This window comes from Pseudomonas extremaustralis, from assembly GCF_900102035.1.
In the GTDB taxonomy this organism is placed as follows: Bacteria; Pseudomonadota; Gammaproteobacteria; order Pseudomonadales; family Pseudomonadaceae; genus Aquipseudomonas; species Aquipseudomonas extremaustralis.
Genome location: NZ_LT629689.1, coordinates 2,019,484 through 2,034,622, shown reverse-complemented (window position 1 = coordinate 2,034,622; position 15,139 = coordinate 2,019,484). Strand labels below are relative to the sequence as shown.

Here is a 15,139-nt window from a genome sequence, read left to right as displayed (position 1 = left end):
GTTGGGACGTGGTCGGTTGGGGCTGCGTCACTAAATTAGAGAGTGGACCTGCTTTCCATAAAGCGCCAGGGCCGACCCTGGTGGCCGTGATGGGGCGAGGCGAGGACACCGTGCGCGTTTATGCGGCAGCCAATGCGGCTCGAAGGCGAGACCCGCGAGGCGTTGAAGACCGATCGGATCATGGACAAGGGGCTACAACGTAACCCCCATCACCCAGGGTCGTCGCGATATACCTGTTTTTTTCCAAGGAGTAGAGGCATGAAATACTGGATGACGTTGTGGCTGGTCCTGGCCACGGGTGCAATGGCGGGCCCGCGTAACCAAGGGACGCCCGGGGAGTTTGATTTCTATGTGTTGTCGTTGTCGTGGTCGCCGTCCTTTTGCCTGACGCACCCGGACAACGAACAGTGTTCGGGCAAGGGCTATGGCTTCGTACTGCATGGCTTGTGGCCGCAGTATGCGCGGGGCGGGTGGCCAGCTTCGTGTGCGCCGCAGTCGGCATTGAGCCGTGAAGAGATGGACAAGGGCGCTGCACTGTTTCCGACCCGTGCGCTGCTCAAGCATGAGTGGGCCAAGCACGGTACCTGCAGCGGGCTTGAGCCGCTGGCGTACCTGGAGAAGACGGACGCGGCGTTGGGAGTGGTGGCCATCCCGCCGCAATTGCAGCCGCTCAATACGCCACCGACATTGCAGGCCCGTGAAATCGAGGCGCTGTTTCGCGAGAGCAACCCGCGCCTGGGCAATCATGGCCTGGCGGTGATCTGCAAAGGCAAGGTGTTGTCGGAAGTGCGCGTGTGCCTGAGCAAAGACCTGGCCTTCGCCGGTTGCCCACGCAGCGTGAAAAGCCAGTGCCGCGACGGCGATATCCGTATTCCTTCGCAGCGCTAGGCAGCCGGCCCGCGTTCGGGCGCGGTTTGTGGTGAAAGGGGTATTTTGTTCAATACCCCGGTTGCCACGCCGTTTTACTGTGGCACTGTCTTCAAAAGCCACAGCAAAAAGGAACCGCAATGAGCTTGATCCTCTCCATGGCCGCTTTCGCCCTGGCCACGTCCATCACGCCGGGCCCGGTCAATGTGGTCGCCCTGAGTTCAGGGGCGCGCTTCGGGTTTGTCGCCAGTCAGAAACACGTGTTCGGCGCCGCGGTCGGCTTCACCGTGCTGCTGGTACTGATCGGCCTGGGTTTGCACGAGGTGTTGGTGCGCTGGCCCTTGTTGACCCAGTTGATCCAGTGGGGCGGGGTCGCCTTTTTACTCTATATGGCCTGGAAACTGGCGGTGGATGATGGCCGGCTGGATGCGCAGGGCGCGGCGACGGCACCGTCGATGCTCTACGGCGCGATCATGCAATGGCTCAACCCCAAGGCGTGGCTGGCGTGCGTGGCGGGGATGGGCCTGTTCGTGGCGGACGGCGATGCGCGGCAGGTCTGGTTGTTTGCCGGCCTTTACCTGGTGATCTGCTACCTGTCGGTGGCGTGCTGGGCCTATGCCGGGACCTTTTTGCGCCGCTACCTGAGCAACCCCCAGGGTGTACGCCTGTTCAACCGCTCAATGGCCGCGTTGCTGGTGGCCAGTGTGGGTTATTTGCTGATGGCTTGAGTACCTCGCGGTATTGCCCCGGCGTGGCGGCGAAATGCTGCTTGAAGGCGCGCTGGAAATGCGCCTGGTCGGCGAAGCCGGCGGCGAGGGCGACATCGGCGATCAGCTCGCCCTGGCGCAATTGGGCGCGAGCGAACTGAATGCGTTGGTTGACCAGGAAGGCATGGGGTGTGAGCCCGTAATACTGTTTGAAGGCACGGATCAGGTACGACGGCGACAGTTCGGCCGCCAGGCAGATGTCTTCCAGCCTCAGGGCTTGGGTGCAATGTTCACGGATGTACTCGGCCGCCCGTTCCAGCTTGTGGTTGACCTCGCGCATCGGCATAGGCGAAGGGTTCAGCCGTTGCTGGACCTCGGTGAAGTAACTCACCAGCACGCTCTGCTTATGCAGGTGCTCGGCCCTTTCATCCACCACGGTCCGGTACAGCTCCAGCAGGCCTCGGTACAACACCGGGTCGCGGGTGTAGGGCGTGGTGAACGGCCGGTAACCCTGGTCAGTGCTGAAGCCCAACTGGTGCTGCAACTCGGTGAGCCAGGGCGTGTCGATGTACAGCATCTGATAGGACCACCGCTCGTTGTCGATGGGGTTGCAGGCATGCACATCGCCGGGGTTCATCAACACCACCGTGCCAGCGCTGATCTCGAATCGGTCCGCGCCATAGAGGTAATAGCTGCGCCCGCGGGTGACCGCACCGATGGAAAAATGCTCATGGGCGTGACGCGCGTAGGTCACCTTGCGCCCGTCGGCGATGGTCCGCGCTTCGATGAAAGCAAGGGACGGGTCACGCCAGAACAACGGAGCGGTAGCGGCGGTCATGGGTAAGTGCTTCCTGGCGCGAATCGAATGAACGGGGTAGCAGCCTCATACAAAAACCGCGAGTGTTCAAGCCTCAACCGGATTTCAGCGCCATGTTGCGCAGGAAGTCGGCCCAGGGGTCGTGCTCGCTCACGGCCTCTTCCAGCGTGATCGGCTGCCTGGCCTTTTCACGCAAGGCCAGGCCGTCTTCCAACAGATGGGACAGGAGGGCCTGAGCCAATGCGTGGGAGCGGGGCGAATCCAGGGTGCGTGGCACGCGTCGGCCCTGGGCGTCCAGCGGTGCAACCTCAATCGCCTCGGGCAAGTCTTTGCCGAATGCTCGGATCAGCACATCGGTGTTCGCCTCGAGCGATGCGAGGTCGGCCGGCCAGTCCCCATGTTCGTAGGCTGCCCAGTCGAAACGCATCCAGGGCTGGCGGGTGCCGGTATCGACGGCGTGCTTGAGCTGGCGGGCGTCGAGGTCGCGCCGTGGGCGTATCAACAATTGCCGGGGGAAGCACTCATAGAAATGTTGGTCGGAGAGGTAAGTGACCTGCAGTAGTACACCGAATCGACCTACGCTGGCAGGGGCTCGAGGCGATGGGCCTGGGCGGCTCAGGCTGAAAAACCGAATGTGCCCATATTCCAGGGCTTCTCGCCGCGGCAAGGTGAGTTGCGATAGCCAGTAGCAAATCGACTCGCGGTAAGCGGCCTTCAATTGGTTGAGCTTCTGGTCGAACGCTTGGGAAAACACGTTGTAGATGCGCCCCAGCAGATGAAAGCGCTTGGCCATTTCCTGGTATTTGACGGTGGCGTGCGAGGAATGCCATGTCGTCGAGGTGACATCCAGGCGGTCGGCCATGTGCAGGTCGGTGAACGAGTGCTGGGGCCCGGTGTAGATGCCCTCGAAGTGGCGGTCTTCGGAAAACGGCGAGTTGTCCGGCAGCCACATCAGGATCGGGGCATCCAGCCAGGGGTTATCCGGATAGACCCGGCGCAGGTCATCCCTTGCAGTCTCGCGCAATGACACGACGGGCTTGGCGAACGCTTCAAGGCTGCCGTTCAAGCGTGTGCGTTGCGCATTGAGGGCGTCGATGGCGGTGTTGACCGCTTGCAGGTTGTAGCGTGGACGTGGCGCCAGTACGCCATTGACCACCGCCCAGTCCAGGATCGGCACCGCCGCTTGAGGGCTGCCCAGGAAGGTTTTCCAGCGACCCTTGGGCGGCGAGAAGGCCAGGAACATGATCTGGGCGTAGCTCAGTTGGCGGGAGGACCCAGGGGTGATTTTCTCCATATGCATAACGTATTGGCAAAACAGCACCCAGGTATGCGAACTCAGGTAGGGAGTCTCGTCGGGAATGTCGCGCACCAGCAAGTGCGGGCTTTTTTCGCTGAGGATCAGGTGAGTGGCCAGGGCCGCGAGCGGTTCGCCCGCACCGCCCAGGGCAGTTTCGATGTGATTGCGCACCCAAGACACCGACTCGCCCCAGTAATAGTCGGCGTGCCAGTCGAGATAGTTGATCCCTGTGCGCTGGGCGTCGCATTGCGGGTCGAGGCTGAGGATCAGCGCGGCGAATATCAGCGCATTGCGGCTGCCGCTTTCCGAACTGTCGGCGGCATGGACGCCGTGCCAATGCAGGGCGTCCGCCAGTGTCTGGCCCAGTTGCTGGGCGGTGGGCGACGCGAGCAGGCGCATCATCAGGTAATCGGCCTCAGCGCGCACATCGGCGGCGGACTTGCCGTCCAGCAGGGGTTGGCAGAGGTATCCGAACAGCGTGCCGGTACGGTCTGCCATGAACTCGGTGCTGATCGCCAGGATTTGCTCGCGCTCAAATGGGGATAACGTCCAGGCCGAGGGCTGTGCGCCAACCGACGTGAGGGCTCTCCAGTAGGGGCCGGGCCCGGAAGGCAAGGGCAGGGGGATTTCCAGGCGTTGCAGGAGCGTGCGCGCGTCCTCCAATGTGCTGGGCAGGGGCAACTGATAGAGCTTGAGTGCCTGGGCGAGACCGACGATATCGTTGGTACGCAACTGGCCGCCGGTATTGGCCGCGACTTTCATGAGGGCGCGTTTCAGTTGCACCAGATGGTCATGTTCGGCGATCGCTTCCGACAGCGATTTCCAGATGCCATCCAGGCCGAATGCACCGATGTTGCCGGAGGCCGACAGCAATACATGGCTGTCTGGGTCGATCCGTTCGCGGGTACGCACCTTCAGAAAGTCCGGGTCGTCGGTCAACCGATGAAGAAGGCTATACGCCCCTTTCACCACGGCCAGGAGGGCGTCCGGGTCGGCCGTCATGACCCGCTCCAGCCCCTCGGGCCCGTGTAGATTGCCGTCGTCGATCACCTGCGACAGCACCCTGTGCAATGTATGGCGATCATTCAACTTGCCGACATAACGGCGAAAGCGCTGCAGCTCGCTGAATGAGCGCGTGGTGTTCAATATCACCGGCTGCGCAGGCACCGCTTTGTCGCGCAGACGTTGGATCAGTGCGCTGATAGCCTCGCGTCCCAATGGCCGTTCAAAGGCATAGGCCTGCAAAGCGTCCACAAGGCTGACGCTATGGGCGGGGTAAAGGTGTATTCCCAGTTGCTCGCCCAGCAATACCAGGCGGTCCCAACGGGTATCGGGCAAGGCTGGCACCAGGGTGCTTTCTGCTTGCCCATTGTCGTTGGCCAGCACACAGATCAGCTTGCGCTTGAAATCGAAGTGAGCGTTGGTGGGCGCTTGTACTGTCCCGCCGAGACCGTTTTCATCCAGGATTGCCTGCAGCAGCGCGGCGGCTTCTTTCAGGCTTCTGGCCAGCCTCGAGTCGGATGTCAGGTGCAGGCGTGTGCGATAGATGTCCAGTGCGAAGAAGTTCTGCTCGTCCCTGATCAACGGTTCGAGGGTATCGGCCAGTTGCCGGCAGTCGCGCACCTGCTGAGTCAATTCGGCGCGGATGATCGATTTACCACGGCCGTTATCGTCAAACATGGGGAAGCCTTGCAGGGCTTGCAACTCTTCGACGATGGTCATCGCCGCGAGGCGATTGGTCGGCATGGGATAACCATGGAAGGCCAGCGTGAGGTCCAGCGCCAGGGTGATTGTTTCAGTGCCCGACTTAGGCCCCAGGTACGGCATGCCCAGCGCCGTGGGGTCGACCAGCCGGCTGATGTAGATGATGGGATTGGCCAGTGCCCACCAACCGGATTCATCCGCCAGGCTGAACACCTTGGGCTGGCCGTGCGCGGTCACGTGGAGCCGGCTGTCGAGCACCCGCAGCGTATTGAAATCAAAGCCCTGCGGTTCGGCCCAGGCCAGGAAGGTTTTGCCGTTGATGGCCTTGCTGAATGCCCCGCTCCAACGGCCCAGCATGGACTGCTCGGCAATCGGTACCGGCTGCGAAGGGGGCGGCAGTTGCGCGCCGGGCGGCGTATTGAGCAGGTTGATCAACTGCTCGATCAGGGCTTTATCGCCCTCGGCGTGCAATGCCTGGGTATCACTCAAATAGGCGTAGACAGGGTCGGCAGTTGTCGCCAGCACGCTGTCGCTGGGCAGGGGCTCCCACGTCTCGGCGAGGGCATATAAATCATCCATGAAGGCAGCTCCGGGTTGAGGAAACCCGGATGATCGCTTTGGCGACGCGGCTTCAGTAGCAGGCGTTTCCGGCAATGCCGTGGCTTGTATCAGCCACGGCGGCGCGCCTAGAGGACGCTGTCCGTCGGCATCAGGAACGCGGCCTCCAGCAACTGGCGGGTATACGCATGCTGCGGGTCGGCGAAAATCGCCGGCGCATCGCCCTGTTCCACCACCTGCCCATGCTTGACCACCATCAACTGGTGACTCAGCGCCTTCACCACCGCCAGGTCATGGCTGATGAACAGGTAGGTCAGGTTGTACTTGGCCTGCAGGGTGCGTAGCAGTTCCACGACCTGGCGTTGTACCGTGCGGTCCAGCGCCGAGGTGGGTTCGTCCAGCAGAATCAGGCGTGGCTTGAGCACCAGGGCACGGGCGATGGCGATGCGCTGGCGCTGGCCACCGGAGAACTCGTGGGGGTAGCGGTGGCGCGATTGCGGGTCGAGGCCGACTTCCTTGAGCGCGGCGATAATCGCCGCTTCCTGCTCGGCCGGCGTGCCCATCTTGTGGATGCGCAGGCCTTCGCCGACGATCTCGCTGACACACATGCGCGGGCTCAGGCTGCCGAACGGGTCCTGGAAGACCACCTGCATTTCCCGGCGCAGCGGGCGCACCTGCTGCTGGGTCAGCTTGTCCAGTTGTTGGCCTTCGAAGCGAATCCCGCCTTTGCTGGCGATCAAACGCAGGATTGCCAGGCCCAGGGTGGATTTGCCCGAGCCGCTTTCGCCGACGATCCCCAAGGTTTGGCCTTGCGGCAGGCTGAAGTTGATGCCATCCACCGCTTTGACGTAATCGACGGTGTTGCGCAAAAAGCCTTTCTTGATCGGGAACCACACCTTGAGGTCGTCGACCTCCAGCAGCGGTGGGCCGACTTCGTTGGTGGCCGGCCCGCCGCTGGGTTCGGCGGCCAGCAGTTCCTGGGTGTACGGGTGCTGGGGCGACTGGAACAGCGTTTCGCACTCGGCCTGCTCGACGATGCAGCCCTGTTGCATCACACAGACCCGGTGGGCGATGCGCCGTACCAGGTTCAAGTCATGGCTGATCAGCAGCAAGGCCATGCCCAGCCGCGCCTGCAACTCCTTGAGCAATTCGAGGATCTTCAACTGCACGGTGACGTCGAGGGCCGTGGTCGGCTCGTCGGCGATCAGCAGCTCCGGCTCGTTGGCCAGGGCCATGGCGATCATCACCCGCTGGCGCTGGCCGCCGGACAGCTCGTGGGGCAGGGCCTTGAGGCGCTTGCGCGGTTCGGGGATGCCCACCAGTTCGAGCAATTCCAGGGTGCGTTGGGTGGCGACTTTGCCGGTCAGGCCTTTGTGCAGGCCGAGCACTTCGTTGATCTGCTTCTCGATGGAGTGCAGCGGGTTCAACGAGGTCATTGGTTCCTGGAAGATCATCGCAATGCGGTTGCCGCGAATGTGGCGGATGGTTTTTTCTTTCAGGGTCAGCAGGTCTTGCCCGGAATACACGATGGTGCCGGCAGGGTGCCGCGCCAAGGGGTAGGGCAGCAGGCGCAGGATCGAGTGGGCGGTCACCGATTTGCCGGAGCCGCTTTCGCCGACCAGGGCCAGGGTTTCGCCGCGCTTGATATCGAAGCTGACGTTGTTCACCACGCGATGATGATGCTCGCCGGTGACGAACTCGACGCAGAGGTCGCGGACTTCGATCAGATTGTCCTGATTCATCTCATTTCCTCGGGTCGAAGGCATCGCGAGCGGACTCGCCGATAAACACCAGCAGGCTCAACATGATCGCCAGCACCGCAAACGCGCTCATGCCCAGCCACGGCGCCTGCAGGTTGGATTTGCCCTGGGCTACCAGTTCACCCAGGGACGGCGAGCCGGCCGGCAGGCCGAAGCCGAGGAAGTCCAGGGCCGTCAGGGTGCCGATGGCGCCGGTCAGAATGAACGGCATGAAGGTCATGGTCGACACCATGGCGTTGGGCAGGATGTGGCGAAACATGATCGCGCCGTTCTGCATGCCCAATGCCCGGGCCGCGCGCACATACTCCAGGTTGCGCCCGCGCAGGAACTCGGCGCGCACCACATCCACCAGGCTCATCCACGAAAACAACAGCATGATCCCCAGCAGCCACCAGAAGTTGGGCTGCACGAAACTGGCGAGGATGATCAACAGGTACAGGACCGGCAACCCCGACCAGATCTCCAGGAAGCGCTGCCCGGCGAGGTCGACCCAGCCGCCGTAGAAACCCTGCAACGCACCGGCGATCACGCCAATGATCGAGCTGAGCACGGTCAGGGTCAGGGCAAACAGCACCGACACGCGAAAACCGTAGATCACCCGGGCCAATACATCGCGGCCCTGGTCATCGGTGCCCAACAGGTTGGCCGAAGACGGCGGCGCGGGGGCCGGTACCCGCAGGTCGTAGTTGATGCTCTGGTAACTGAACGGGATCGGCGCCCACAACGTCCAGGCGTCCTTGGCCTTGAGCAGTTCCTGGATATACGGGCTCTTGTAGTTGGCTTCCAGGGGGAATTCGCCGCCAAAGGTAGTCTCCGGATAGCGTTTGAGCGCCGGGAAATACCAGTCGCCGTCGTAATGCACCGCCAGCGGTTTGTCGTTGGCGATCAACTCGGCACCCAGGCTCAGGCCGAACAGGATCAGGAACAGCCACAGCGACCACCAGCCACGCTTGTTGGCCTTGAACCGCTCGAACCGGCGGCGATTGAGGGGGGACAGGTTCATCTCAATGCTCCCGGCTGGCGAAGTCGATGCGCGGATCGACCAGGGTGTAGGTGAGGTCGCCGATCAGTTTCACGATCAGCCCCAGCAGGGTGAAGATAAACAGCGTGCCGAACACCACCGGGTAGTCACGGTTGATCGCCGCTTCAAAGCTCATCAGGCCCAGGCCGTCGAGGGAGAAGATCACCTCTACCAGCAAGGAGCCGGTGAAGAAAATCCCGATGAATGCCGAGGGGAAACCGGCGATCACCAGCAGCATGGCGTTGCGGAACACATGGCCGTAGAGCACGCGGTGGTTGGTCAGGCCCTTGGCCTTGGCGGTGACCACGTACTGTTTGTTGATCTCGTCGAGAAAGCTGTTCTTGGTCAGCAGGGTCATGGTTGCAAAGTTACCGATCACCAGGGCGGTGATGGGCAGCGCCAGGTGCCAGAAGTAGTCGGTGATCTTGCCGCCCCAGCTCAACTCGTCGAAGTTGTTGGAGGTGAGCCCGCGCAAGGGGAACCAGTCGAAATAACTGCCGCCGGCAAACAGCACGATCAGCAGAATCGCAAACAGAAACGCCGGGATCGCATAGCCGACGATGATTAACGAACTGGTCCACACGTCGAAATGGCTGCCATGCCGGGTGGCCTTGGCGATCCCCAGCGGGATCGACACCAGGTACATGATCAGCGTGCTCCACAGCCCGAGGGAAATGGACACCGGCATTTTTTCCTTGATCAGGTCGATGACCTTGGCATCGCGGAAGAAGCTGTCGCCAAAATCCAGCGTGGCGTAGTTCTTCACCATGATCCACAGGCGTTCCGGCGCCGACTTGTCGAAGCCGTACATCTTTTCGATTTCCTTGATCAGCGCCGGGTCCAGGCCCTGGGCGCCACGGTAGCTGCTGGAACCGGCCACCGAGACTTCGGCCCCGCCGCCGGCGATGCGGCTGGTAGCGCCTTCAAAACCTTCGAGCTTGGCGATCATCTGCTCGACCGGGCCACCGGGGGCGGCCTGGATGATGACGAAGTTGATCAGCAGGATCCCGAACAGCGTGGGGATGATCAGTAACAGACGGCGAACAATATAGGCCAGCATTCAATCGCCTCCGCTCGCCGGATCGGCGGTCTCGGTTGGGTCCAGGGTGACCGCCGGCTTGGCGTCGGGCTTGGCCCACCAGGTGGCGGTGCCGACGTCGTAGCGCGGTGGGACTTTCGGGTGGCCGAGATGGTCCCAGTAGGCCACGCGGTAGGTCTTGATGTGCCAGTTGGGGATCACGTAATAGCCGAACTGCAGCACACGGTCGAGGGCCTTGGCATGGGCCACCAGGCTTTTACGCGAGTCGGCGTCGATCAGTTCTTCCACCAGTTGGTCGATGGCCGGGTCCTTGAGCCCCATGTAGTTGCGGCTGCCGGGTTTGTCGGCGCTGGTGGACTTCCAGAACTCACGTTGCTCGTTACCCGGCGAAGTGGATTGCGGGAAGCTGCCCACCACCATGTCGAAATCCCGCGAGCGCACACGGTTGATGTACTGCGAAACGTCGACCCGGCGAATCACCAGGTCGATGCCCAGGTCGGCCAGGTTGCGCTTGAAGGGCAGCAGCACGCGTTCGAATTCAGTCTGGGCCAGCAGGAACTCGATGGTCACCGGTTTGCCGGTGGTGTCGACCATCTTGTCATCGACGATCCGCCAGCCGGCCTCCTGCAGCAGTTGGTAGGCCTCGCGCTGCTGGCTGCGGATCATGCCGCTGCCATCGGTTTTCGCCGGCTCGAACGCCTGGGTGAAGACTTCGGCCGGGATCTTGTCGCGCAGCGGCTCGAGGATCTCCAACTCGGCGGGGCTGGGCAGGCCGGTGGCGGCCATTTCCGAGTTTTCAAAGAAACTGCGGCTGCGGGTATATGCGCCGTTGAACAGCTGCTTGTTGCTCCATTCGAAATCCAGCAACAGGCTGATGGCCTTGCGCACCCGCACATCCTGGAACATCGGCTTGCGCGTGTTGAACACGAAACCCTGCATGCCGGTGGGGTTGCCGTTGGGGATTTCTTCCTTGATCAAGCGGCCTTGGGTCACCGCCGGAATGTTGTAGGCGTTGGCCCAGTTTTTCGCGCTGATCTCCAGCCAGTAATCGAACTGCCCGGCCTTCAGTGCTTCCAGGGCCACGGTGTTGTCGCGGTAATAGTCGGTGATGCGGTAATCGAAATTGTAGAAACCCTTGGCCACGGGCAGGTCCTTGGCCCAGTAGTCCTTGACCCGCTCGTAGCGGATCATGCGCCCGGCCTTGACCTCGGCGACCTTGTACGGCCCGCTGCCCAACGGCACTTCCAGGTTGCCCCTGGCAAAGTCCCGCGTGGCCCACCAGTGCTTGGGCAGCACCGGCAATTGCCCGAGGATCAGTGGCAGTTCGCGGTTATTGGTGCGCTTGAATTTGAACAGCACCCGCAGCGGGTCTTCGGCCACCACTTCGTCGACGTCGGCGTAGTAGGTGCGGTAGATCGGCGAGCCTTCCTTGAGCAAGGTCTGGAAAGTGAACACCACGTCTTCGGCGCGGATCGGATGGCCGTCATGGAAGCGCGCTTCGGGGCGCAAGTAGAAGCGCACCCAGCTGTTGTCCGGGGCCTTTTCGATCTGGCCGGCGACCAGGCCGTATTCGGTGATCGGTTCATCCAGGCTTTGCATGGCCAGGGTGTCGTAGATCAGGTTGATATTGTCGGCCGGCACGCCCTTGCTGATAAACGGGTTGAGGCTGTCGAAGCCGCCCATGCTCGATTCGCGAAAGGTGCCGCCTTTGGGGGCGTTCGGGTTGACGTAGTCGAAGTGCTTGAAGCCTGTGGGGTATTTCGGTGGTTCGTTGTAGAGCGTCAGCGCATGTTGCGGGGCGGCGTGGGCCGCAGTGCACAGCAACAGGCTGCCAAGCAGTGCGTTGCGCAGAGACATCATTGGGCTTTCTCCGAAGCTTTCAGCCACCATGCGCTCAGGCCCAGGCTGTAGGGCGGCGTGGTGACGAAGGCGAACCGGTTACGGTACGCCAGGCGATGATAGTTGAGGTACCAGTTGGGAATGCTGTAGTGCTGCCACAGCAGCACCCGGTCCAGGGCGCGGCCGGCGGCCAGTTGTTCTTCGCGGGTCTGCGCCGCCAGCAGATGTTCCAGCAGGTGATCGACGATGGGGTTGGCGATGCCGGCGTAGTTTTTGCTGCCCTTGATCGCGGCCTGGCTGGAGTGGAAGTACTGCCACTGTTCGAGGCCGGGGCTTAGGGTCTGGTTGAGGGTCATGAGGATCATGTCGAAGTCGAACTGATCCAGGCGCTGCTTGTATTGCGCGCGGTCGACGGTACGCAGGCGTGCGTCGATGCCGATGCTGATCAGGTTCTCGACATAGGGCTGCAGGATGCGCTCCAGGTTCGGATTGACCAGCAGGATCTCGAAGCGCAGCGGTTGCCCGTCCTTGTTGAGCAGGCGTTGACCGGAGAGCTTCCAGCCGGCTTCGCCGAGCAGCGCCAGGGCATGGCGCAGGGTCTCGCGGGGGATGCCGCGGCCGTCGGTCTGGGGCAGGCTGAAGGCTTGTGTGAACAGGTTGGCGGGCAACTGGTCGCGGTAGGGCGAGAGCATCAGCCATTCGTGGCCCACCGGCAGGCCGGTCGCGGAGAATTCGCTGTTGGGGTAGTAGCTCAAGGTGCGCTTGTAGGCACTGCTGAACAGGGTACGGTTGGTCCACTCGAAGTCGAACATCAGCCCCAGGGCCTCGCGCACCTTGGTCTGGCTGAAGGTCGGCCGCCGGGTGTTCATGAACAGGCCCTGACTCTGGGTCGGGATCTGGTGGGCGATCTGCGCCTTGATCACGTCGCCACGGTTGACCGCCGGGAAGTTGTAGCCATTGGCCCAGTTCTTGGCCTGGTGCTCGATATAGATATCGAACTCGCCGGCCTTGAAGGCTTCGAAGGCCACGTCGCTGTCGCGGTAAAACTCCACTTCGACGTTGTCGTAGTTATAGAAACCCTGGTTGACCGGCAGGTCCTTGCCCCAGTAATCCTTGACCCGTTCGAACACCAACTGGCGGCCGGGGACGACCTTGCTAATCCGGTAGGGGCCACTGCCCAGCGGCGGCTCGAAGGTGGTGGCCTTGAAGTCGCGGTTTTTCCAGTAATGCTGGGGCAGCACCGGCAACTCGCCCAGGCGCAGAATGAGCAGCGGGTTGCCGGCGCGCTTGAACACAAAGCGGATGCGATGACGGTTGAGGATATCCACCCGCGCCACTTCCTGCAGGTTGGTGCGGTATTGCGGGTGGCCTTCGGTCAGCAGGGTGCGATAGGAAAACGCCACGTCATACGCAGTGATCGGCTTGCCATCGTGGAAGCGTGCTTCGGGGCGCAGGTTGAACACCACCCAGCTGCGATCCTCGCTGTATTCCACCGACTGGGCAATCAGGCCATAGCTTGAGGTGGGTTCGTCGCCGGACGGCGCATACAGGCCGGTGCCCACCATCAAGGGCTCGTTCAGCTCATTGACGCCGTATTGCAGGAAGTTGGGGGTGGAGACCGGGCTGGAGCCCTTGAAGGTATAAGGGTTGAGCGTATCGAACGTGCCAAATGCCATGACCCGCATCGTCCCGCCTTTCGGCGCGGCAGGGTTTACCCAATCGAAGTGGGTGAATTTGGCCGGGTACTTGAGCGTGCCGAACTGCGCATAACCGTGGCTCTCGGTAATCGTCGCGTTCGCACCAAAGCTCAAGGCCAGACTTATTAGTAGAAGGAGGGGACGCTTCAAGTCAGAGATCCGATCCAGGCGGCTTGGGCTTTATGATCGGTACAGTAACAGCTTGTTCCACTTGGAAAAAGCCAGTTGGGATGATGGTGATCCCATGGGGGAGGGGGCTTGCTCTCGATGGCTGTGTGTCAGCAAGTTTATGTACCGACTGATGCATAGCCATCGGGAGCAAGCCCCCTCTCACAATTGGCGCTCCGGTGTTATTGAGGTATCAGCGCGGCCCGGAAACCACTAGCAGTTGACCCGGCTTCAAGGCCTGGCCGGTGCGCGGGTTCCAGCGCTTGAGATGTTGCATCTCCACATTGAAGCGCTTGGCAACCATATACAGCGAGTCACCTTTCTGGACCTTATAGTGCACCGGCTTCTTGCTGCTGGCCTGGGCCACGGCGCGGCGGGTGTCCTGCATCACCAGGGTCTGGCCCACCTTGAGTGCCTGGCCGTTGAGCTTGTTCCAGCGTTGCAGGTCATGCACATCGACCTTGTTGGCCTTGGCGATCATTGTCAGGTTGTCGCCGTTGCGCACCTTGTAACTGCGGGTGCGCCCGGCGACCCTTGTGGTCTCGACTTCGTCGAACACCGGCTTTTTCGGGCGCAGTGCCAGCAGTTCTTCAGGCTTCATCGCCGAAAGGCTGCTGGTGAGCAGTTGCGCCTTGGAACTCGGGACCAGCAGGTGTTGCGGGCCGTCCAGGGTGGTGCGTTGCTTGAGCGCCGGGTTGAGCTGGAACAGTTCGTCTTCGTCGATTTCGGCCAGCGCGGCAACCCGTGACAGGTCCATGCTTTGCTTGACTTCAACCACCTCGAAGTACGGTGCGTTGGCAATCGGGTTCAGGTTGACGCCGTAGGCCTCGGGGGCCAGCACCACCTGGGACAGCGCCAGGAACTTGGGTACATAGTCCTTGGTTTCCTGGGGCAGCGGCAGGTTCCAGTAGTCGGTGGGCAGGCCGAGCTTCTCGTTGCGCTCGATGGCCCGGCTGACCGTGCCTTCGCCGGCGTTGTAGGCGGCGAGGGCCAGCAACCAGTCGCCGTTGAACATATCGTGCAGACGGGTCAGATAGTCCAGGGCGGCGGTGGTGGAGGCGGTGATATCGCGGCGGCCGTCGTAGGCGCGGGTCTGGCGCAGGTTGAAGTAGCGCCCGGTGGAAGGAATGAACTGCCACAAGCCGACCGCGTCGCTGCGCGAATAGGCCATCGGGTTGTAGGCACTTTCAATCACTGGCAGCAGCGCCAGCTCCAGGGGCATGTTGCGTTCTTCAAGGCGTTCGACGATGTAATGGATGTAGAGACTGCCACGTTCACCGGCACTCTCCAGAAAGGACGGGTTGCTGGCGAACCATAGGCGCTGTTGCTCGATACGCGGGTTGACGCCCAGGCCGTCCTGCAATTGGAAGCCCCGTCGCATGCGTTCCCAGACATCCTGGGGCGCTTCCGGGCTTGGCTTCCCTGAGAGCCAGATAGGTTTCTGCTTGATCTTGGCGGCAAGATTGGGTTTTGGCTGCACGGTGGATTGTGCAGCGAAATTTGTCGATTGGCAGCCCGCCAGAGTCGCGGACACAGCCACCGCCACCGCTTGAGCCAGGCGGGTCAATGCGTCTGAATGGTTGGATTTACGAGTAGGTGACGACATTGGCTGGAAGTAAGTTCCGGGCAAAAATGTCGGGCGATTCTAGAAAGCGCCGTGGTTCC

10 protein-coding genes are annotated in these 15,139 nt (G+C 61.9%); 2 read left to right on the top strand and 8 right to left on the bottom strand.

Going from position 1 to position 15,139, the window contains the following annotated elements:
- The first annotated feature begins 258 nt into the window (after positions 1 to 258).
- Entirely contained in the window at positions 259 to 888 is a 630-nt protein-coding gene (locus BLR63_RS09455) for a ribonuclease T2 family protein (RefSeq protein WP_010564781.1), read from the top strand.
- A 119-nt stretch (positions 889 to 1,007) separates the two neighbouring features.
- Positions 1,008 to 1,595, top strand: a complete 588-nt coding sequence (locus BLR63_RS09450; protein WP_010564780.1) for a LysE family translocator — start codon at positions 1,008 to 1,010, stop codon at positions 1,593 to 1,595.
- On the opposite strand, the gene BLR63_RS09445 is transcribed toward BLR63_RS09450, so the two are convergent.
- From BLR63_RS09445 to BLR63_RS09410, 8 genes are all read right to left on the bottom strand, one after another.
- Complete coding sequence (locus tag BLR63_RS09445; protein WP_010564779.1) at positions 1,537 to 2,412, bottom strand: AraC family transcriptional regulator; 876 nt, start codon at positions 2,410 to 2,412, stop codon at positions 1,537 to 1,539. The genes BLR63_RS09450 and BLR63_RS09445 overlap by 59 nt on opposite strands.
- Positions 2,413 to 2,485: 73 nt before the next feature.
- Entirely contained in the window at positions 2,486 to 5,971 is a 3,486-nt protein-coding gene (locus BLR63_RS09440) for a hypothetical protein (protein ID WP_010564778.1), read from the bottom strand.
- Between the two features lie 107 nt (positions 5,972 to 6,078).
- On the bottom strand, positions 6,079 to 7,692 hold the full coding sequence (locus BLR63_RS09435) for an ABC transporter ATP-binding protein (RefSeq protein ID WP_010564777.1): 1,614 nt from the start codon (positions 7,690 to 7,692) through the stop codon (positions 6,079 to 6,081).
- A gap of 1 nt (position 7,693) precedes the next feature.
- Positions 7,694 to 8,713, bottom strand: a complete 1,020-nt coding sequence (locus BLR63_RS09430) for an ABC transporter permease (protein ID WP_010564776.1) — start codon at positions 8,711 to 8,713, stop codon at positions 7,694 to 7,696.
- Between the two features lies 1 nt (position 8,714).
- Positions 8,715 to 9,791, bottom strand: coding sequence for a microcin C ABC transporter permease YejB (locus tag BLR63_RS09425; protein WP_010564775.1), 1,077 nt, complete (start codon positions 9,789 to 9,791; stop codon positions 8,715 to 8,717).
- Positions 9,792 to 11,630 (bottom strand): extracellular solute-binding protein, encoded by a 1,839-nt coding sequence (locus BLR63_RS09420; protein WP_010564774.1) that lies wholly within the window; start codon positions 11,628 to 11,630, stop codon positions 9,792 to 9,794. It lies immediately after the preceding gene.
- Complete coding sequence (locus BLR63_RS09415; protein WP_010564773.1) at positions 11,627 to 13,456, bottom strand: extracellular solute-binding protein; 1,830 nt, start codon at positions 13,454 to 13,456, stop codon at positions 11,627 to 11,629. The genes BLR63_RS09420 and BLR63_RS09415 overlap by 4 nt, the downstream gene beginning before the upstream one ends.
- 211 nt (positions 13,457 to 13,667) lie before the next feature.
- The gene (locus BLR63_RS09410) at positions 13,668 to 15,080 is read right to left on the bottom strand and encodes a lytic transglycosylase domain-containing protein (RefSeq protein ID WP_010564772.1); all 1,413 of its coding nucleotides are present in this window, start codon (positions 15,078 to 15,080) and stop codon (positions 13,668 to 13,670) included.
- Positions 15,081 to 15,139 lie beyond the last annotated feature (59 nt).

Bases quoted from the DNA above. Each gene is read 5' to 3' on its own strand.
- BLR63_RS09455 (WP_010564781.1), top strand. From the start codon at position 259: ATGAAATACTGGATGACGTTGTGGCTGGTCCTGGCCACGGGTGCAATG.
- BLR63_RS09450 (WP_010564780.1), top strand. From the start codon at position 1,008: ATGAGCTTGATCCTCTCCATGGCCGCTTTCGCCCTGGCCACGTCCATC.
- BLR63_RS09445 (WP_010564779.1), bottom strand. From the start codon at position 2,412: ATGACCGCCGCTACCGCTCCGTTGTTCTGGCGTGACCCGTCCCTTGCT.
- BLR63_RS09440 (WP_010564778.1), bottom strand. From the start codon at position 5,971: ATGGATGATTTATATGCCCTCGCCGAGACGTGGGAGCCCCTGCCCAGC.
- BLR63_RS09435 (WP_010564777.1), bottom strand. From the start codon at position 7,692: ATGAATCAGGACAATCTGATCGAAGTCCGCGACCTCTGCGTCGAGTTC.
- BLR63_RS09430 (WP_010564776.1), bottom strand. From the start codon at position 8,713: ATGAACCTGTCCCCCCTCAATCGCCGCCGGTTCGAGCGGTTCAAGGCC.
- BLR63_RS09425 (WP_010564775.1), bottom strand. From the start codon at position 9,791: ATGCTGGCCTATATTGTTCGCCGTCTGTTACTGATCATCCCCACGCTG.
- BLR63_RS09420 (WP_010564774.1), bottom strand. From the start codon at position 11,630: ATGATGTCTCTGCGCAACGCACTGCTTGGCAGCCTGTTGCTGTGCACT.
- BLR63_RS09410 (WP_010564772.1), bottom strand. From the start codon at position 15,080: ATGTCGTCACCTACTCGTAAATCCAACCATTCAGACGCATTGACCCGC.